The sequence below is a fragment of the Streptomyces sp. NPDC053755 genome, assembly GCF_040677675.1.
Lineage (GTDB): Bacteria > Actinomycetota > Actinomycetes > Streptomycetales > Streptomycetaceae > Streptomyces.
In genome coordinates this window covers 53,808-71,867 of record NZ_JBFASK010000022.1, presented here as the reverse complement: position 1 = coordinate 71,867, position 18,060 = coordinate 53,808, and the positions used below count along the sequence as shown (strand labels likewise).

18 protein-coding genes are annotated in these 18,060 nt (G+C 72.7%); 9 read left to right on the top strand and 9 right to left on the bottom strand.

The genetic code is table 11. The features are described 5' to 3' along the window. Positions 1–19: 19 nt before the first annotated feature. A complete protein-coding gene (locus tag AB0K65_RS21420; protein ID WP_365718782.1) occupies positions 20–505 on the bottom strand; it encodes a GNAT family N-acetyltransferase in 486 nt (161 codons plus the stop codon). A 173-nt stretch (positions 506–678) separates the two neighbouring features. On the opposite strand from AB0K65_RS21420, the gene AB0K65_RS21415 reads away from it, so the two are divergent. Both AB0K65_RS21415 and AB0K65_RS21410 read left to right on the top strand, forming a co-directional pair. Continuing rightward, on the top strand, positions 679–927 hold the full coding sequence (locus tag AB0K65_RS21415; protein WP_365718780.1) for a hypothetical protein: 249 nt from the start codon (positions 679–681) through the stop codon (positions 925–927). Between the two features lie 217 nt (positions 928–1,144). Further along, a complete protein-coding gene (locus AB0K65_RS21410) occupies positions 1,145–1,486 on the top strand; it encodes a hypothetical protein (protein ID WP_365718778.1) in 342 nt (113 codons plus the stop codon). A 615-nt stretch (positions 1,487–2,101) separates the two neighbouring features. Here the strand turns inward: AB0K65_RS21410 and AB0K65_RS21405 are convergent. Continuing rightward, a complete protein-coding gene (locus AB0K65_RS21405) occupies positions 2,102–2,536 on the bottom strand; it encodes a hypothetical protein (RefSeq protein ID WP_365718776.1) in 435 nt (144 codons plus the stop codon). A gap of 330 nt (positions 2,537–2,866) precedes the next feature. Beyond that, positions 2,867–3,628, bottom strand: coding sequence for a phosphoglyceromutase (locus AB0K65_RS21400; protein ID WP_365718774.1), 762 nt, complete (start codon positions 3,626–3,628; stop codon positions 2,867–2,869). A 126-nt stretch (positions 3,629–3,754) separates the two neighbouring features. Between AB0K65_RS21400 and AB0K65_RS21395 the strand changes: the two genes are divergently transcribed. Beyond that, the gene (locus AB0K65_RS21395) at positions 3,755–5,203 is read left to right on the top strand and encodes an MFS transporter (protein ID WP_365718772.1); all 1,449 of its coding nucleotides are present in this window, start codon (positions 3,755–3,757) and stop codon (positions 5,201–5,203) included. Here the strand turns inward: AB0K65_RS21395 and AB0K65_RS21390 are convergent. From AB0K65_RS21390 to mshA, 3 genes are all read right to left on the bottom strand, one after another. After that, positions 5,193–6,869, bottom strand: a complete 1,677-nt coding sequence (locus AB0K65_RS21390; RefSeq protein WP_365718770.1) for a glycosyl hydrolase family 28-related protein — start codon at positions 6,867–6,869, stop codon at positions 5,193–5,195. The two genes, AB0K65_RS21395 and AB0K65_RS21390, sit on opposite strands and share 11 nt — an antisense overlap. Before the next feature lie 307 nt (positions 6,870–7,176). Beyond that, entirely contained in the window at positions 7,177–7,677 is a 501-nt protein-coding gene (locus AB0K65_RS21385) for a YbjN domain-containing protein (RefSeq protein WP_365718768.1), read from the bottom strand. Continuing rightward, complete coding sequence (gene mshA / locus AB0K65_RS21380; RefSeq protein ID WP_365718766.1) at positions 7,670–9,028, bottom strand: D-inositol-3-phosphate glycosyltransferase; 1,359 nt, start codon at positions 9,026–9,028, stop codon at positions 7,670–7,672. Before mshA ends, AB0K65_RS21385 begins: the two co-directional genes overlap by 8 nt. Positions 9,029–9,353: 325 nt before the next feature. On the opposite strand from mshA, the gene AB0K65_RS21375 reads away from it, so the two are divergent. The 3 genes from AB0K65_RS21375 (at position 9,354) to AB0K65_RS21365 (ending at position 12,921) form a co-directional block, all read left to right on the top strand. Continuing rightward, positions 9,354–10,076 (top strand): class I SAM-dependent methyltransferase, encoded by a 723-nt coding sequence (locus AB0K65_RS21375; RefSeq protein ID WP_365718879.1) that lies wholly within the window; start codon positions 9,354–9,356, stop codon positions 10,074–10,076. Between the two features lie 290 nt (positions 10,077–10,366). Further along, positions 10,367–11,425: a C40 family peptidase gene (locus AB0K65_RS21370; RefSeq protein ID WP_365718764.1), complete on the top strand. Its 1,059-nt coding sequence runs from the start codon at positions 10,367–10,369 to the stop codon at positions 11,423–11,425. Between the two features lie 215 nt (positions 11,426–11,640). Continuing rightward, complete coding sequence (locus AB0K65_RS21365; RefSeq protein WP_365718762.1) at positions 11,641–12,921, top strand: fused response regulator/phosphatase; 1,281 nt, start codon at positions 11,641–11,643, stop codon at positions 12,919–12,921. A gap of 199 nt (positions 12,922–13,120) precedes the next feature. Here AB0K65_RS21365 and AB0K65_RS21360 read toward each other — a convergent pair whose 3' ends face one another. The 3 genes from AB0K65_RS21360 to AB0K65_RS21350 form a co-directional block, all read right to left on the bottom strand. Further along, entirely contained in the window at positions 13,121–13,462 is a 342-nt protein-coding gene (locus tag AB0K65_RS21360; RefSeq protein WP_365718760.1) for a DUF2516 family protein, read from the bottom strand. A 106-nt stretch (positions 13,463–13,568) separates the two neighbouring features. Next, complete coding sequence (locus tag AB0K65_RS21355) at positions 13,569–14,138, bottom strand: hypothetical protein (RefSeq protein ID WP_365718757.1); 570 nt, start codon at positions 14,136–14,138, stop codon at positions 13,569–13,571. 20 nt (positions 14,139–14,158) lie between these two features. Continuing rightward, on the bottom strand, positions 14,159–14,647 hold the full coding sequence (locus tag AB0K65_RS21350) for a helix-turn-helix transcriptional regulator (RefSeq protein WP_365718755.1): 489 nt from the start codon (positions 14,645–14,647) through the stop codon (positions 14,159–14,161). A 231-nt stretch (positions 14,648–14,878) separates the two neighbouring features. On the opposite strand from AB0K65_RS21350, the gene AB0K65_RS21345 reads away from it, so the two are divergent. From AB0K65_RS21345 to AB0K65_RS21335, 3 genes are all read left to right on the top strand, one after another. Then, positions 14,879–15,364, top strand: coding sequence for a MarR family winged helix-turn-helix transcriptional regulator (locus AB0K65_RS21345; protein WP_365718753.1), 486 nt, complete (start codon positions 14,879–14,881; stop codon positions 15,362–15,364). Between the two features lie 113 nt (positions 15,365–15,477). Further along, on the top strand, positions 15,478–17,046 hold the full coding sequence (locus tag AB0K65_RS21340; protein ID WP_365718751.1) for an MFS transporter: 1,569 nt from the start codon (positions 15,478–15,480) through the stop codon (positions 17,044–17,046). A gap of 64 nt (positions 17,047–17,110) precedes the next feature. Next, entirely contained in the window at positions 17,111–18,046 is a 936-nt protein-coding gene (locus AB0K65_RS21335) for a WYL domain-containing protein (RefSeq protein ID WP_365718750.1), read from the top strand. The last annotated feature ends 14 nt before the right edge of the window (positions 18,047–18,060 follow it).

Here is an 18,060-nt window from a genome sequence, read left to right as displayed (position 1 = left end):
CCCTCGTCTCGTACCCGTCTCACACCGACGGCGGGCCCTGGACGTCGAGGACGCCGACGATCTGGCCGCCGGTCGTCTCGCCGGTCGTGCGGAAGCCCTGCTTGACGTAGAAGTCCCCGGGCCCGTCCTCCCCCGGTTCCCACGACACGTACATCAGCGTGCCGCCGCGTCGCCGTATCTCCTCGCGTACGGCCTCGACGGCGAAGCGCCCGTACCCCTTGCCCTGGTGGCCGGCGGCGATGTTGAGCCGCCAGAGGCCGCTCCGGTAGTCGTCGGGGTCCTTGTCCGGGGCCCACTGGATGTCGATGAAGGCCATCAGGAACCCGACGAGCGCGTCACCGTCGAAGAGGAGCCGGGGCCAGGCGGGGTCCCCGAAGGCGTACGCCTCGGCGAGCGATGTCGCGACCGGGGCGACGTTCTTCTCCTGGTGGGGGTGGACGCGCAGCGCGAGGGCGGCGTCGACGTTCGCGGGGGTGATCTTCTCCAGGCGGAGCGTTGCGGGCATGCGCGGAGGTTATCGAGGGCGGGGCGGGGGGCGCGCGGGGATATCCCGCAGGTCGGCACGGGTATGCGTTACTGGGCAGTTGAGAACTTATGTCGCAATTGCCGGAATCCCTTGACAGGTGTCGAGTGAGGCGACGAGCGTGACCCTCAAGACCTCGTGTCTGGAGTCGAGTCATGACGACCACAACCATCCGAAAGAAGAGGATCGGCGCGGCGATAGCCGCCGCAGCGGCAGCCTGCGCCCTGGGCCTCGGCACAGCCGGTACGGCCACGGCGGCGATCACGCCGCACGACGTCTCCTGCAGCAACAACGCGGGCCACGAGCCCGGCGGGCAGCAGCCGAACTGTAAGGGCAACTCGCTGACCCAGGAGACCGAGAACCGCAACCCGGCCGGCCACGCCCCCGGCGGCCACAACAAGTAGCGCGGCACCCTTCACCCATGGACGACCAGCTCCCTGCCCATCGGGCGACCGGCGGGAAGGGAGCTCCGAGGTGTCGGCCCCTCCACCCCCGAACCCCGGGTGGCCGGGGGCTTCTTGTCGTATGGGTGCCCACGCAGAGCCGGAAGGACCACTCCGCGCGCATTGCGGACGTGGTCGCCCCGCGGCTGTTGTCAGAGCCGTGGGGGATGATGCCGGCATGCTGCAGGCGAGAGACGAGCACGGTCGTCAGGTGAGGAATCCGGGGCCCACGGCCTTGAGCCGGATGGTGGCGAACCTCGGCCGGGGCAATGCCTTCGTGGTCGTGGAGCGGGTCGACGACGAGGCGGCCGGTGATGGGTACGTGCGGGTGTGGCTGAGGGACGACAACACCTACCAGTTGGAGTTCCGTGACGGCACGGCGGCAGAGCACTACCAGACCAGGACGCTCTCTCAGGAGAAGGTGATCGCCGCCCTGCGCGGCTGGGCCAAGGGGCGCCCGGACTGGAAGGACCCCTTCATGTGGAACGACATCGGCGCCCGGTCCGGGAACACCGACTGACCCCGCCGCCCTGTTCGGTGTCTGATCACTCGGCCTTCATGACATGTCCGATCGCGATGAGGCCCACTGCGATGACAGCGATGACCGGGGAGGAGAACCCGCCGACTGCCGGCGGCGGCGCGGCCGGTTCCCCACACACTCGGCTGCCTTACGTGCCGCCTGCCCGCGGACGGCCCGGATCCCTTCAGTCGCGAGCCCAGTCGAAGGGCATCGGTGCCTCCTGCGAAACCACCCAAGGGTGCGGGTAACGCGCCCGGCAGCCTGTGCACCGAGCGACGAACGGACCGACGTCGGGGTTCGTCAGGATGCTGTAGTGGCTCGAGGGCCGAGCCGGAACCATGTGTCCGTTCGCTGTCGACTCCAGGCCGGGCCACTCCGGTGAGCACTCACACGACCGCTCCATGGCGAACGGCTCACCGTCGGAGGCCTCGGCCGTTCGCTTGAAGAGCCTGGCGAGGTTCTCGCGTACCGACACCGTCGGCCTCCGTTTCAGGTAGCCCGAATCCCGCGTGGGCAGAGGCTATCCGAGGTCGTGGAAAGGCTTCGGGCGGAGCTGCCCCGGCTGCTGCTCTCCGCTGGGCGCCGGCGCGTACGCTCGCCGTCACCGAGGGACGGTCAGCAGAGGGGGACGCCGGGGACGGGTTCCCAGTCGTTGCCCTGGACGACGGCGGTGGCGGGGAAGGAGCCCCAGCCGGAGGCGCCCGGGCGGGTGACGACGTCGGCGAGGGTCGTGAGCCACCAGTTGTTCCGAGCACCCTGGATCACCGGGTTGTCGCGGCCCTTGAGCTGGCAGGTGAACCAGTTGTGGCCCGCGTAGAGGATGCCGACCTCGCGCGAGTCGCCCTCGAAGGGGGTGTTGCCCTGGGTGACGCTCGCGGTGACATAGGTGTCGCAGTAGACCGTCGGTTGCCCCCACGGCGTCGTCGGTCCCGCTCCTGCGCACGAGCCGCCGGCGGCGCCCGCAGGCGGCGCGAGGGCGAGCGTGCCGGCGAGAACGGCGGCGGTGGCGAGCGAGGTCGTAAGGAATCCGCTCTTCCTGGCTGTGGGCACGGTGGCTCCTCTCATCGCGGGCGCCGTCCGGCCGCCCGGGATGTGACTGTGCCAGCGCGTCCGCGCGATGTGACCCCGCAACGTTGCGGATTGCCGCCCTCGCCGCAGCCACGGGCACGCCCGGGCGGTCCCCATGCTGCGGACGAGAGCGCGTGGCCCCGGCCGGGGCGGGAGCTCACGCCGCGCTCGGGCCACCGCGCACGGCAAGCGCTCGGCAGGACCCTGAGGCCGGACGACTCTCCGCGCCGAGGGCCCAGGGTGGGCCCAGGGCATGAAAATGCCCCCGGTCTGCGCGGTGTGCGACGCAGGTCAGGGGCATGATCACTATGGCTACTTGTTCTTGCCCTGGTTCTTCACGGCCTCGATCGCCGCAGCGGCCGCGTCAGGGTCCAGGTAGGTGCCGCCCGGCTTGACGGGCTTGAAGGTCTCGTCGAGTTCGTAGGCGAGCGGGATGCCCGTGGGGATGTTCAGGCCCGCGATGTCCTCGTCCGAGATGCCGTCGAGGTGCTTGACCAGGGCGCGCAGGCTGTTGCCGTGGGCGGCGATCAGGACCGTGCGGCCGGTCAGGAGGTCCGGGACGATGCCGTCGTACCAGTACGGCAGCATGCGGTCGACGACGTCCTTCAGGCACTCCGTGCGCGGGCGCAGCTCCGGCGGGATCGTGGAGTAGCGGGCGTCGTGCGCCTGCGAGAACTCGTTGTCGTCGGCGAGGACCGGCGGCGGGGTGTCGTACGAGCGGCGCCAGAGCATGAACTGCTCCTCGCCGAACTCGGCCAGCGTCTGCGCCTTGTCCTTGCCCTGGAGCGCACCGTAGTGGCGCTCGTTCAGGCGCCAGGAGCGGTGGACCGGGATCCAGTGGCGGTCGGCGGCCTCCAGCGCGAGCTGCGCCGTGCGGATGGCGCGCTTCTGGAGCGAGGTGTGCAGTACGTCGGGCAGCAGGCCGGCGTCCTTGAGCAGCTCACCGCCGCGGACCGCCTCCTTCTCGCCCTTCTCGGTGAGGTTGACGTCCACCCAGCCGGTGAACAGATTCTTCGCGTTCCACTCGCTCTCGCCGTGGCGGAGGAGGATCAGCTTGTACGGTGCGTCGGCCATGCGTCCGAGCCTAATCGACGCCTGACACCGGACGCCCCCCAGCAATTCGCTGGCGTCCGACACGTGAGATGCGTAAGTTACGGAGTCGCCAAGAGGGACTTACACATGCCAGGGGGCCGGCCACACATGTCCATCGACTCGCTCAGACGATCAGCGCGTGCGACCGTCTCCGGGCTCCCCTGCGGTTTCTGGTGGCTCTGGCTCTCCACCCTCGTCAACCGCACCGGCGCCTTCGTCCTCACCTTCCTCTCCCTCTACCTCACCCAGGAGCTCGGGCACTCGGCCTGGTTCGCCGGGCTCGTCGTCGCCCTGCACGGTCTCGGCGGGGTCGCCGGCTCGCCGCTCGGCGGCATGCTCACCGACCGGTGGGGCCGGCGGCCCACCATGGTCTCGATGCACCTGGCGGCCGCGGCCTGCGCCGCCGCCCTCGCGTACGTCACCAGCGCCTGGGCCGTCGCCACCGTCGTCCTGCTCATGGGCGTCGCCATGCAGGGCGTCCGGCCGTCCATCAACGCCACGATCGCCGACATGGTCCCCGAGAACGACCTGCGCCGGGCCTACGCGCTCAACTACTGGGCTCTGAACCTGGGCTTCGCCATCGCCGCCCTCGGCGGCGGCGCAGCGGTCTTCCTCGGCTACCGGACGCTGTTCGTCGTCGACGCCGTGGCCACCGTCCTCTGCGCGCTCATCGTCTTCCTCCGGCTGCCGGAGACCCGGCCCGACGCCCGCCGGGACACCGCCGGCGAGATCGTCGAGGAACAGCGCCTGAGCGTCCTCACGGTGCTGCGCGACGCCCCCTTCCGCACCCTCGTGCTCCTCAACCTCCTCGTCTGCCTCGTCTTCACCGCCCCGTGGATCGGCCTGCCTCTCTCCATGGCGGAGCAGGGCCTCTCCACCGCCGCGTACGGCGCGGTCATCGCCGTCAACGGCGTCGTCATCGTCGCCTTCCAGCTCCTGGTCAACAAGGTGACCGACAAGCGGTCGCCGACGATGCTCCTGACCGTGTCCTCGCTGCTGTTCGCGTTCGGTACGGGAGCGACCGCCCTGGCCGGGTCGCCCGTCGCCTTCGCCGCCACGGTCGTCGTCTGGACGATCGGCGAGATGGTCCACGTGCCCACCAACGCCGCCGCCACCGCCAGGCTCGCCCCCGAGCACGCCCGCGGCCGCTACCAGGGCGTGATGGGCATGTCCTGGGCGGTGGCCGGCTTCGTCGCGCCGATCCTGGCCGGCTGGGTCGTGGACGGGCCCGGGCCCGACGTCCTGTGGGCGGCCTGTGCGGTCATCGGGGCGGTCGCGGCCGTCGGTTACACGACCCGCCTGCGCAAGGCCCTCGTCGACGACGAGCCGATCGCGATCGATCCGGTCCACGAGGACGCCCGCCCCGGCGACCTCCCCGACCAGAAGCCCGACCTGAAGCCCGACCTGGAGGACCTGAGGCCCGGGCCGGCCTCCGGGCCGAGGCCCGAGCCGGAACCCGGCCCGGAGGACCTGACGGCCGGTCTGGAGGGTCCGCACGGCCCGAACGGCCCGGAGTCCGGTCAGGGGCCCGGCCGGAGACCCGCCGTCAGCGCCTGACCCTCCGCTGGGCCTCGTACAGGTTCCGGGGGCGCACCGCCTCCGGTTCCCCGTACGCCTCCACGCGCGCGTGGAGGTCGCCCGCGAAGTCCGGCACGTCGATCTGGTCGAACTCCCGCACCTCGCTGATGCCGGCCGTCACGCTGTACGGCGCGACCGTGTCGATCCTGACCAGACCCGCCCGGCCGTTCGTGACCGTCACGTTCCAGTGCGCGAACCGCGCCCCGTAGAGCGGCCCGGCCGACGCGTCGCCGCCGTGCCGGCCGTTGTTCTCGACGGTGATCTGCGTCCGCACGTTGGCGAAGGGCATGCCCCGGTGCGTGTCGAAGGTGCCCATCTCCATCCGGCCCCGTGACCAGACGTTGTGGCTCGACAGCCCCTCGACGTTGATGCCGTGGAGCTGCGTCCCGGCCGGCGCCGGAACCGTGCGGGCCGCCACGCGGAAGTCCTCCACGAGGTTGTCGTGCGCTCCCTCCCGGCAGAAGTACGGGTGGTGCGAGCCGCGCCCCTCCACCCGCGTACGGCGCAGGGTGCAGGCGGAGGCGGCGACGAGCCCGAAGCCGTTGTCGACGTGGCGGACGACGACGTCGTCCGCCCAGCAGTCGTACGCGCACTGGAAGGTGACGCCGTTGTAGCCCTTGTCCAGCAGGTGCGGGGCCTGGGGCGTCTCGACCGCCTCCAGGGTCAGGCCCTCCACGCCCGAGTCGGTGAGCGGCTCGGCGAGGGTGGTCAGCCGGGCGTCCCATTCCGGTCGTACGTCCAGGGGCAGCGGCCGCTCGAAGGTGACCCTCCGGCCGCGTACGGAGGCGATCCGCACCGGCCATTCGTAGGGGACGTAGCTCGTCAGCTTCGTCTTGTCGTCCCAGGTGTACGCCTCCGGGCCCGGTCCGCCGCCCGCCATGTGCTCCAGCAGCGTGTGCCCGTCGTCGTCGGCCAGCCGGAGGAGAACGATCCGCCCCCGGTGCAGGGCTGACGGGTCGTCGACCGTCACCGTCCAGTCGCCGCGGCGGGCCGGGCGGACCGTCGTGAGGGTGGTCCACTCGTCGCGGGCGTTCCCCGTCCAGCCCTCGAAGGGCCAGGCGCGCGCCGTGATCGCGGCGAGGAGGGAGGCGTGGCGGGCGCGCGGGCTGAGCCAGATCAGTCCGCCGGCCCAGGACCAGGAGGACTTGTCGCCGCCGTAGCGGGAGCCGTACGGGCCGATCAGCTCCGTGAGGTGCCGGGTCGCCAGCAGGGTCGTCCGCTCCGAGCCGGCGCCGCGCAGGACCACGCCGCTGTGGCCGATGTGGATCAGCCCGTCGATCCGGTACGTGCCCGGCGGGACGATCACCGTGCCGCCGCCGCGCTCCCCCGCGTCGGCGAGGGCCCGGTTGACGGCGGGGGCGGAGTCCGTGGAGCCGTCGGGGGTGGCGCCGTAGTCGCGGACGTCGGCGACGGTCCTCGGCCGGGCGAGGCGGGTGGCGCCGCGGCGGGCGCCGGCGCGGCCGACGTAGGGGATCTGGGGGTGGGTGTAGGGGGCGGCCGTGTACTCGTCCCAGAGGGAGGGCCGGGAGGCCGGGCCGGGGACGTCCCCGAGGGAGGGCCGGGAGGCCGGGGCGAACCCCGTGCCCGCGGTGGCGCCCGCCACCGCGGCCGCGCCGCCCACGAACTGCCGCCTGCTGAGTGCCATACCCGAGCCCCTTTCACGTACATGAATGGTGTTCAGCTCTATGCCGGGCGTGAGCATGCCACGCCTAGGCCGGGGTGCGGAAGGCATGGGAAGCGGAATGGGGAAAGGGGGCGGGGGCCGGCCAGAGGTGTCGTGTCGGTCAGGCCCGGTCGGGCCGGAGGGCTGGATCAGGCCGCGAACCCGGCGAGAGGGGCAAGGATCGGCAAGAGAGCCTCGCGTGCCGGTCGGCGCTTCAAACCTGCGGGGCGGGCGGGCGCTGTACGGCCCGGGGCCAGGCGGGCGCCGGACGTAGCCGGGCGCCCGAGCCTCAGTCTGCCGGCCGCTGGGTCAGATGCGTGAACGCGTCCAGGTTGCGGGTCGACTCGCCGCGGGCGATCCGCCACTCGTACTCACGCCGGATCGCACGCGCGAAGCCGAGCTCCAGAAGCGTGTTGAAGGAACCGTCGGCCGCTTCGAGGACCGAGCCGAGCAGCCGGTCCAGCTCCTCGGCGGTGACGGCGGCCAGCGGCAGCTTGCCGGCGAGGTAGATGTCGCCGAGGCCGTCGACCGCGTAACTCACTCCGTACAGCTTGAGGTTGCGCTCCAGGAGCCACCGGTGGACCCCCGCCTCGTTCTCGTCGGGGTGACGGATGACGAAGGCGTTGAGGGAGAGGGAGTGGCGGCCGACGCGCAGCGAGAGCGTCGTGAAGAGCTTGCGCGTGCCCGGCAGTTTGACGACGTACGAGCCGGGCTCGGGGGACTCCCACTCCAGTTCGGCGTCCTTGAGGGTGTCCTCGATGACCTGGTGGGCGCGTGCGACGTCAGCCATGGTGCGAGCGTACGCGACGGCGGTGATCACGCATCCGGTGATCGTGCATCGCCGCCGTGTACACGTCCGCCGTACCGGACGCCGCCGTGTCCCAGCCGAACGAGCCGGCGTGCCGGGCGGCCGCCGCGCCCATCCGGGCGGAGAGGGCCGGGTCCTCGAGGAACCGGCCGAGCGCGCGGGCGTAGTCGGCCGGGTCGTGGCCCTGCACGAGGAAGCCGGTCACGTCGTCGCGCACCGCGACGGGAAGGCCCCCGACGGCAGCCGCGACGACCGGTGTGCCGGCCGCCTGGGCCTCTATCGCGACCAGCCCGAAGGACTCGCTGTACGAGGGCATGACCAGCACCGAGGCCGCGCGGAACCAGTCCGCGAGCCGTTCCTGTCCGACCGGCGGGTGGAAGCGCACGACGTCCGCGATGCCGAGCCGGGCCGCCAGCTTCTGCAGCTTCTCCGGCTTGGCCAGGCCGCTGCCGCTCGGCCCGCCCACGACCGGCACGACCATGCGGGAGCGCAGGGAGGGGTCGCGGTCCAGCAGCAGGGCCGCCGCCCGCAGCAGGATGTCGGGGGCCTTCAGCGGCTGGATGCGGCCCGCGAAGACCGGGATGAAGGCGTCGGCGGGCAGGCCGAGGCGGGCCCGGGCGGCGGCGCGGCCGTCCGCGGGGCGGAAGTGGTCGAGGTTCACGCCGGGGTGCACGACGGCGACCTTGCCGGGGTCGGCCTCGTAGAAGCGGACCAGCTCGTCGGCCTCCTCGGCGGTGTTGGCGATCAGCCGGTCGGCGGCGGAGACGATCTGGGTCTCGCCGATCACCCGGGCCGCGGGCTCGGGAGTGTCGCCCTCCGCGAGCGCCGCGTTCTTGACCTTGGCCATGGTGTGCATGGCGTGCACGAGCGGGACGCCCCACCGCTCGGCGGCGAGCCATCCGACGTGGCCGGAGAGCCAGTAGTGGGAGTGGACCAGGTCGTAGTGGCCCGGACGGTGGCCCGCCCACGCCTGCATGACCCCGTGCGTGAAGGCGCAGAGCTGGGCCGGCAGCTCCTCCTTGGCCAGACCCTCGTACGGCCCCGCGTCCACGTGCCGCACGAGGACGCCGGGCGCGAGCTCGACGACCGGGGCGAGGCCGCCGGTGGTGGCGCGGGTGAAGATCTCGACCTCGACGTTGATCGCGGCGAGGCGCTTGGCCAGCTCGACGATGTAGACGTTCATGCCTCCCGCGTCGCCGGTTCCCGGCTGGTGGAGGGGCGAGGTGTGGACGCTGAGCATGGCCACCCGGCGGGGCGTGCGGTGACGGCCGGGGAGCCGGAGCCTGGACGGTGTCGCCAGGGAGCCGGCGAGCCGGGACACGTACTGGCTCACGTCGACGGTCCTTCCGCTCGGAGCGAGGCATAGCGGTCAGCGGGGGCGTTGCGGAGCGGGTACGGCAGGCCGGGCACGGCGAACCGGGCGGCCCACGTCGCCCTCCTGGCGGCACAACACCGGAATGACGCCATCCATTTCCGTTTTGCCAATTCATTGCCCGCGAGGGGCCACGTGGCTCACCGCTTAGGCTCGTCCCATGGCCCCGCGCACCCCCCTCCCCGACGGCTCCGGCCGGGGTCGCCCCGCCCGCGCGTCGCTCGCCGTGACCCGACCGGTCGGCACGGCGACCCGCGGGACCACCAACCCGAACCGGCTCCGCCGCATGGACCGCTGGATCGCCGCCGTCCACGGCCCGGCCCTGCGCCGGTCGCCCGGGGCTCCCGTCGCCGTGGACCTGGGGTACGGCGCGGCCCCCTGGACGGCCGTCGAGCTGCTGGGACGGCTGCGGACCGCCGATCCGCGCGCCGAGGTCGTCGGCATCGAGATCGAGCCGTCCCGGGTCGCCGCCGCCCGGCCCTACGAACGCGAGGGCCTGACCTTCCTGCACGGCGGCTTCGAGGTCCCGGTGCCGGGCGAGGTCGCGCTGATCCGGGCGGCGAACGTGCTGCGGCAGTACGACGAGGGCGAGGTGGCCGCGGTGTGGGCGCGCCTGTGCGCGCGGCTCGGGCCGGACGGGCTGCTCGTGGAGGGGACCTGCGACGAGATCGGGCGGCGGCACGTGTGGGTGGCGCTCGACCGGTCGGGGCCGCGGACGGTGACCTTCGCGACCCGCCTCGGCTCCCTGGAGCGCCCCTCCGACCTCGCGGAGCGGCTGCCGAAGGCCCTCATCCACCGCAACGTGCCGGGTGAGCCGGTGCACGCCTTCCTGCGCGACTTCGACCGGGCGTGGGCGGCGGCGGCTCCGTACGCCTCGCTCGGCGCGCGGCAGCGCTGGATCCGGGCCGTACGTGACCTGGCGGCGGACTGGCCGCTGACGGACGGCCACCGGCGCTGGCGGCAGGGAGAGGTGACGGTGCGCTGGGAGGCCCTGGCGCCGCCGGCGTGAGCGCCGCCTCGCGGGAGGACCAGGCGCGGGAGCGACGCCGGCGTGAGCGCCGCCTCGCGGGAGGGCCCGGCCCGGGGCGCGGGAACGTCGCGCTCGTCACATCCGGCTGAATTTCCGCCGCTTGCGGAACGCGACACGCCGCACACTCGTCCCTGGTCGGGGGAACTGGCCCGACAAGCCCAGGTTTCCCCTGTCGTTTTCGGGTTTCGCATGGCACTATCGCCAAGGTCACCAGCAAGTTACTGACGGTAAATCAGATTCGGGATGCAAGGCCGTCCGAGGGGGAGATAGTGAACCGACGCCGCCATGCCACCACCGCGATCACCGTGGTCTGCGCCCTGACGGTACTGGCTTCGCCCGCGCTGACCCTGACCGCCACCGCCGCACCGCTGCCGCCCGCGGCACCCGCCGCGCCCGAGAAGACCCTCGAAGAGGTACGCAGGGAGATAGACGGTCTGTACCGCCAGGCCGCCGTCGCCACCGACGCGTACAACCTCGCCGAGGAGCAGACCAAGGAGCAGTCCGCCGAGATCGTGAAGCTGGCCCGGATGATCGTGGCCGGCCGCGAGAAGATCGACCGGCTCAAGGCCCAGGCGGGCGCGGCGGCCCGCGCCCAGTACCGCAACGGCGGCCTTCCCGACGGCGCCCAGTTCGTCCTCACCGACGACCCGCAGCTCTTCCTCGACCACGCCGGCCGGCTCAAGCAGGGCCAGAAGGCCACCAGCGACCTCCTCGGCGAACTGAACCGCACGCAGGGCGAATTGACCCTCTACGCCAAGGACGCGGGCACCAACTGGACCAAGCTGGAGGCCAACCGCGTCAAGCAGGCCAAGGCGAAGAAGGACATCGAGGCCAAGATCGCCGCGGCCCGCAAGCTCGAGTCCGAGCTGGAGGCCGAGGAGCTGGCGCGCCTGCTGCGCATGGAGGAGCAGGAACGGTACCGGGCCCAGACCGCCTGGCTGGACACCGGCGTCCTCAAGGGCCTCGACGGGAAGGCGACCGCGCGCGGCAAGCAGGCCGTCCGGTACGCGACGGCGCAGATCGGCAAGCCGTACGTCTGGGGCGCGGAGGGCCCGGGCTCGTTCGACTGCTCCGGCCTGACCCAGAGCGCCTGGGGCGCTGCGGGCCGGCCCATCCCGCGCACCTCGCAGGAGCAGTGGCGGCTGCTGCCGAGGGTGGACATCAAGGACATGCGGCCGGGTGACCTGATCGTCTACTTCAAGGACGCCAGCCACATCGGGATGTACATCGGCGACGGCGCCATGGTGCACGCGCCGCGGCCCGGCCGGAACGTGACGATCGCGGGAGCGGGCTCGATGGAGATCCTGGGAGTCGTCCGCCCGGAGTGACACGACGGGCCGCTCCGGGCCGGGACGGGGCGTGATGTTCGTCATGGCCCGGCGGGCGACAACCTCCCTATGCGCGGCATATGCCAACCTCACTTCTGTGCTCGTGCCGTGATCACCATTCCGTTGCCCGTCGGGGTGGCGCTATGGTCCCCGTCTGGCGGGACGTCGTTCGTCGTCACGCCGCGCCCTCGGGGGGAGGGAAGGAAACAAAGCCGATGCCCATACCCGTACCGCGACAGAGAAGCGTCTCTGCTGCGGCGCCAGGCGCTGCCACCGCCGCCCCGGCTGCCACGGCCGCCACCGTCGCCACGGCGACGACAGGCACCGACCTGACCCTTCTGGTCGTCGAGGACGACCCGGCGGGTGCCCTCGCCGTACCCGAGATGCTCGACGCCGACGGGACCCGCGTCCGGATCCGTACCGCCCGCAACCTCACCGAGGCCGAGCGGCTCCTCACGGACGACGTGCACTGCGTCCTGGTCGACCTCGCCCTGCCCGGGCCCCGGGCGGCCGGCGACGACCCCCTGGCCCCGCTGCGGCACGTCCTGCGGCTCGCGCCGCGCCACGCCGTCCTGGCGCTCGCCGCCTCGGCGGACGCGGAGCTGGCGGCGGAGGCGGTACGGGTGGGGGCCCAGGACCACCTCTTCCGCGAGGAGCTCGACGGAAGGCTGCTGAGCCGGGCGATCCGGTACGCGGTGGAGCGCAAGCGGGCCGACGCCGTACAGGTGAAGCTGGCCGAGTCGCGGCTGCGGGCCCAGGAGAACGCCCGGCTCGAGCGCGGGCTGCTGCCCACTCCCCTGCTGGAGGGTTCCGACCTGCGGTTCGCGGCCCGCTACCGCCCCGGCCGCTCGCGCGCGCTGCTCGGCGGCGACTTCTACGACACCGTCCGCACCCCGGACGGCACGGTCCACGCCATGATCGGCGACGTCTGCGGGCACGGCCCGGACGAGGCCGCGCTCGGCGTGGAGCTGCGCATCGCGTGGCGGGCGCTGACCTTCGCGGGCCTGTGCGGGGACGAGCTGCTCTCCACGCTCCAGCAGGTCCTGGAGCACGAGCGGGAGAGCGAGGAGATCTTCGCGACGCTCTGCACGGTCGACATCGCGCCGGACGGGCGCCGGGCCGGCCTGTGCCTCGCCGGGCACCCCTCGCCGCTGATCGCCAGGGCGGGCGCGGCGGCGCGGCTCCTGCCGTACGAGGACAGCGGCCCGGCCCTCGGCCTGCTGCCGCGCGCCCGCTGGCCGCGCCGCCAGGTGGAGCTGGGCGGGACGTGGAGCCTGCTGATGTACACGGACGGGCTGATCGAGGGCCGCTCGGCGGGCCCGGGTTCGCCTCGGCTCGGCCAGGAGGGGATGGTCGCGATGATCAACCGGCAGCTGGCGGAAGGGCTGCGGGGCGAGGAGCTCCTGGAAGCGGCGGTGACGGAGGTCCGGTCGCTGAACGGCGGCGAGCTGACGGACGACGTGGCGGTCCTGGCCCTGGAAAGGGCCCGGGGCTGAACGGCGGCGGCCCTGGAAAGGGCCCGGCACTGGGCCCGGGGAACGGGCCCGGCGCTGATCCCGCGTCATGGGGACGGCCCCGGCGCTGAGCCCGAGGCACGGCAAAGGGCCCGGGCTGAGCCCGGGCCCTTTGCCATTCGATCGGCGTCCTCGCGCGACGGGCCCCTCGCGGGCCTCTCCGCGCCTGTCGAAACACGCCCTAGCGGCCGCCGTTGTACGGGCCGTAGGGCCCGTCGCTGCTGGAGCCGCCGCGACGGCCGCCGCCTCCGCCGGAGATCTGCCGGATGGCGGGCCGGACGTCGACCATGAAGACGATGGCCGCGATGAGACCGGCGATCTGGAGGAAGAGCATCGGCAGCAGCAGGTTGAGGGCGAGGTTGATGCCCAGGAGGATCAGCCAGAACTTCTTCGTCTGCTTGTCGGCCGCGCGGTAGGCGTCCTCGCGCGCCATGGCCGCGAAGACGAGCGCGGTGACGGCGAAGCCGATGAAGACCAGGCCGATCACCAGCCAGATGATGGAGTCGAATCCCGCGCGCAACATGCGTAGCACCGCCTCGTGAGTGGATGGAGCGCCTCGCGGCCAAGGTACCCGGTTCAACGCCCCGGGCACCCTGATCGGTGCCCGGGCTTGCGTCACGCCGCCGGGGTCACTGCTCCGTGGCGGCCGTGGTCTTCTTGGCGGCGGGCTTGCGGACGGCGGTCTTGCGGCCGGCCTTGGGCTCCGCGGACGTGGCCTCCGCCTTCACCTCGGCCGTCCCCGCCTTCTCCGACTCGGTCTTCGCCTCGGGCTCGACGACGATGGCGATCTCGGTGATCTCGTCGGCGGCCTCACCGCGCCAGGAACGCACGGCCTCCTCGCCGTGCGCGGCGACCTCCTCGTACTTCTCCCGGGCCTTGACCGCGTACTCGGCGGCCACACCGACACCGCGCAGGGCCAGGTCCTGGGCCTGCTCGCCCAGCTTCTTCAGGTCGGTGTCGAAGTTGCCCACGACCTCGGCGAGCTTGGACTGCACGGTGACCTGGGCCTCCTTGGCCCGCTCCGACACCTTCTCCTGCACGGCCTTCGGGTCCGTCTTGCGCACGGCCTCGATCCGCGCGGGGGCCTCGGCGGCGATCTGCTCGATCAGCCCGGGGACCTTCCTGGCCTGCTGGACGGCGAGATCGGCGGTACCGGCGGCGAAGTAGAGGGGGGTACGCAGTTCTTCGATGATGGCCATGGTGGTGGTCCTCCCGGACGTCACGTACTGGTTCGAGGGTCGTTCGAGGATCGTTCGGCACCCACGTCGTCGCCCGGATCCGCACCCGGGCCGGCACCGGAGTCGGCGCCCGCCTCGTCACCCGGCGCGGTCCGCGCCGCACGCGCGGCGGTCTCGGCGCTCTCGGCGGCGTTCTCCTTGCGGAAGGAGTCGTAGATCTGGAGCAGCACCTGCTTCTGCCGCTCGTTGATCGAGGGATCGGCCAGTATGACGGCGCGCGTCTCCAGCTCCTCCCGCTCCTTCTCGTCGAGGATCCCGGCCTGCACGTACAGCGTCTCGGCGGAGATCCGCAGCGCCTTCGCGACCTGCTGCAGCACCTCGGCGCTGGGCTTGCGCAGCCCCCGCTCGATCTGGCTCAGATACGGGTTCGACACCCCGGCGGCATCGGCGAGCTGCCGCAGGGACAGCTGCGCGGTGCGCCGCTGCTCGCGGAGGTACTCGCCGAGATTGCCGACGTTGAGTGATGCCATGCTGCGACCTTGCCAGACCCTGCTAACTATTGCAAGCAACTGCTTGCAAGTGTGTCGCACATCGCCTGCCCCCCTCCGGGCGGTCGCCCGCGCGTCAACCGCGGCCGCGCCGGGGCCGCTCACGGTCGGGCCAGGCCGCCGGGGCGACGGCAGGGACCGGATGCGAGACACGTTCCAGTCGTCCGCTTCCTGATAATCCGCCACGGATCGACTTCCTCTACCCTGGCCGACATGACAGCCATGGCACCCACCCGCACCGAGCCGGACCTCTCCTTCCTGCTGGATCACACCAGCCACGTCCTGAGGACGCGGATGAGCGCCGAGCTGGGGGAGATCGGACTCACTCCCCGTATGCACTGCGTCCTGGTGCACGCGCTGGAGGAGGAGCGGACCCAGGCACAGCTCGCCGAGATCGGCGACATGGACAAGACCACGATGGTGGTGACCGTCGACGCGCTCGAGAAGGCCGGGCTCGCCGAGCGGCGGCCGTCGAGCGCCGACCGCCGGGCGCGGATCATCGCCGTGACGGAGGAGGGGGCGAAGGTGGCCGGAGAGAGTCAGAAGATCGTCGACCGCGTCCATGAGAACACCCTCGGCTCCCTGCCCGAGGAGGAGCGCACGGTCCTGCTCCGGGCGTTGAACCGCCTGGTCACCGGCCATCTGGAAACCCCCGCCGAGGGTCCACGGCCGGCCAGGCGGGCGCGCCAGAAGGGATGACCCCCGGCGCGCGCGTCCGCACCCTCGCCCTCATCGATCCGTAAAAGATAGTCTGCAACAAAACTATCTGCTACGGTCGTTCCTGTTGCCGTCCGACGACAGGAGTGCCCGCGATGCCCGCCACCGATTCCCCCACCGACACCGCCTCCGGGGCGCCCGCCCGCTCCCGCCGGCTCGCCCTGGGCGTGCTGTCCGCCGGGATGCTCATGACGATCCTCGACGGCAGCATCGTCACCGTCGCCATGCCGGCCATCCAAGGCGACCTCGGCTTCACCCCGGTCGGCCTGAGCTGGGTCGTCAACGCCTATCTGATCGCCTTCGGGTCCCTGCTCCTCCTCGCCGGGCGCCTCGGCGACCTCATCGGCCGCAAGCGGATGTTCCTCGCGGGTACGGGCGTGTTCACCGCCGCCTCCCTCATGGCCGGCGTGGCCGGCTCCCCCGGCGTGCTGATCGCCGCCCGCTTCCTCCAGGGAGCCGGCAGCGCCATGGCCTCCGCCGTCAGCCTGGGCATCCTGGTCACCTTGTTCACCGCCCCGCGCGAACGGGCCAGGGCCATCGCGGTGTTCAGCTTCACCGGCGCGGCCGGCGCCTCCCTCGGGCAGGTGCTCGGCGGCGTCCTGACCGACGCGCTCACCTGGCACTGGATCTTCTTCATCAACCTGCCCGTCGGCATCGCGGTCCTCCTCGTCGCCCTCCCCGCCCTCCCCGGCGACCGCGGCCTCGGCCTGAAGGCCGGAGCCGACCTCGTCGGCGCCCTGCTGGTCACGTCCGGGCTGATGCTCGGCATCTACGCCGTCGTCAAGGTCGAGGAGTACGGCGCCGCCTCCGCCCACACGCTCGGACTCGGCGGTCTCGCGCTCGCCCTCCTCGCGGGCTTCGTCGTCCGCCAGGCCACGGCGAGAACCCCGCTCATGCCGCTGCGGATCCTCCGCTCGCGCAGCGTCCTGGGCGCCAACCTGGTCCAGATGCTGATGGTCGCCGCGCTCTTCTCGTTCCAGATCCTCGTCGCGCTCTACCTGCAGAAGGTGCTCGGCTACGGCGCCGCGGAGACCGGTCTCGCGATGCTCCCGGCTGCGGCCGTGATCGGCGCCGTGTCCCTGGGCGTCTCCGCCCGCCTGGTCGCGCGCTTCGGCGAACGCAATGTGCTGCTGACCGGCCTCGTCCTCCTGATCGGCGTCCTCGGGCTGCTCACCCGGGTGCCCGTGCGGGCCTCGTACGCCACCGACCTGCTGCCCGTCATGCTCCTCGCGGCCGGCTTCGGTCTCGCGCTCCCGGCCCTCACCTCACTGGGGATGTCCGGCGCGAAGGAGGAGGACGCGGGGCTCGCCTCCGGCCTGTTCAACACCACCCAGCAGATCGGCATGGCCCTGGGCATCGCGGTCCTCTCCACCCTGGCCGCCTCGCGTACCGAGAGCCTCGCGGAGGCGGGCCGTCCCGCCCCCGAGGCGCTGACCGGCGGCTATCACCTCGCCTTCGCGGTGGGCGCCGGCCTCCTCGTCGCCGCCCTCGTCGTCGCGGCGACGGTCCTGCGGCGGCCTCGGACGGACAGCCGGGCGGTGGCGAGCGCCTCCCGGACGGACAGCCGGGCGGGGACGGGCGGCGCCTCCCAGGCGGGCGGCCCGGCGGGGGCGGAGGCGCCCGTCGTGACCGCCGAGCGCGAGGCCGGTCTCACGGCCCACTGAGCCGCCAGGGCCCCCGCCGCCGAACTCCCGTGGTTCGGCGGCGGGTTGCCGCACAATGATCCGCATGAGAGCCGATCGACTCGTCGCCACCCTGCTCTTCCTCCAGACCCGCGGCCGCGTCACCGCCGCCGAGGTGGCCGCCGAGCTCGAGGTGTCCGAGCGGACCGCCCGCAGGGACCTGGGGGCGCTCGCCACCGCCGGGATCCCGGTGTACTCGCAGCCGGGTCGCGGTGGCGGGTGGGCGCTGGTGGGCGGGGCGCGGACCGACCTCACCGGCCTCACCGCGCACGAGGTCCGCGCGCTCTTCCTCCTCACCGGGCCGAGCGCCACGGCCCCCGACCTGCGCGTCGCCCTCCGCAAGCTCGTACGCGCCCTGCCCGCGCCACTGCGGGAGGACGCGGAAGCGGCCGCGCGGGCCGGGGTCGCCGACGGTACGGACTGGTCGGGTGCCCGGACCGACGAGCCCCGGCTCCCCGCTCTCCAGCGGGCGGTGGTCGACGGCACGCGGGTACGGATCGGATACGCCTCGCCCGGACGGGAACCCCGGGAGCGGACCGTCCATCCCCTGGGCATCGCGGCCAAGGCCGGGGTCCGTTATCTGGTGGCCGGCACGGACGAGGGCCCGCGCGCCTTCCGCGTCGACCGGGTGACGTCCGTCGAGGCGACCGGTCAACCCGTCGTACGGCCCGAGGACTTCGACCTCGCCACCGCCTGGCGGGCACTGGCAGCGCGGATGGAGACCCGCATGGTGGCGGCGACGGTCCGGGGACGGGCCGCACCCGGGACGGAGGGCGTTCTGACGGGGCTGTTCGGGACGCGGATACGCCTCGGGGCGACCGGCCGGGACGGCTGGACCTCCATCGAGGTCGACGGCCCCTCCCCCGAGGCCGTCGCCGCCCGGCTCGCCGGGCTCGGCGCCCGGGCCGAGATCCTCGACCCGCCCGAGGCCCGCCGTCACCTCGCCCGCATCGCCGCCGAACTCAGCGGCATGTACGGCTGACCGCGCGCCGGGAC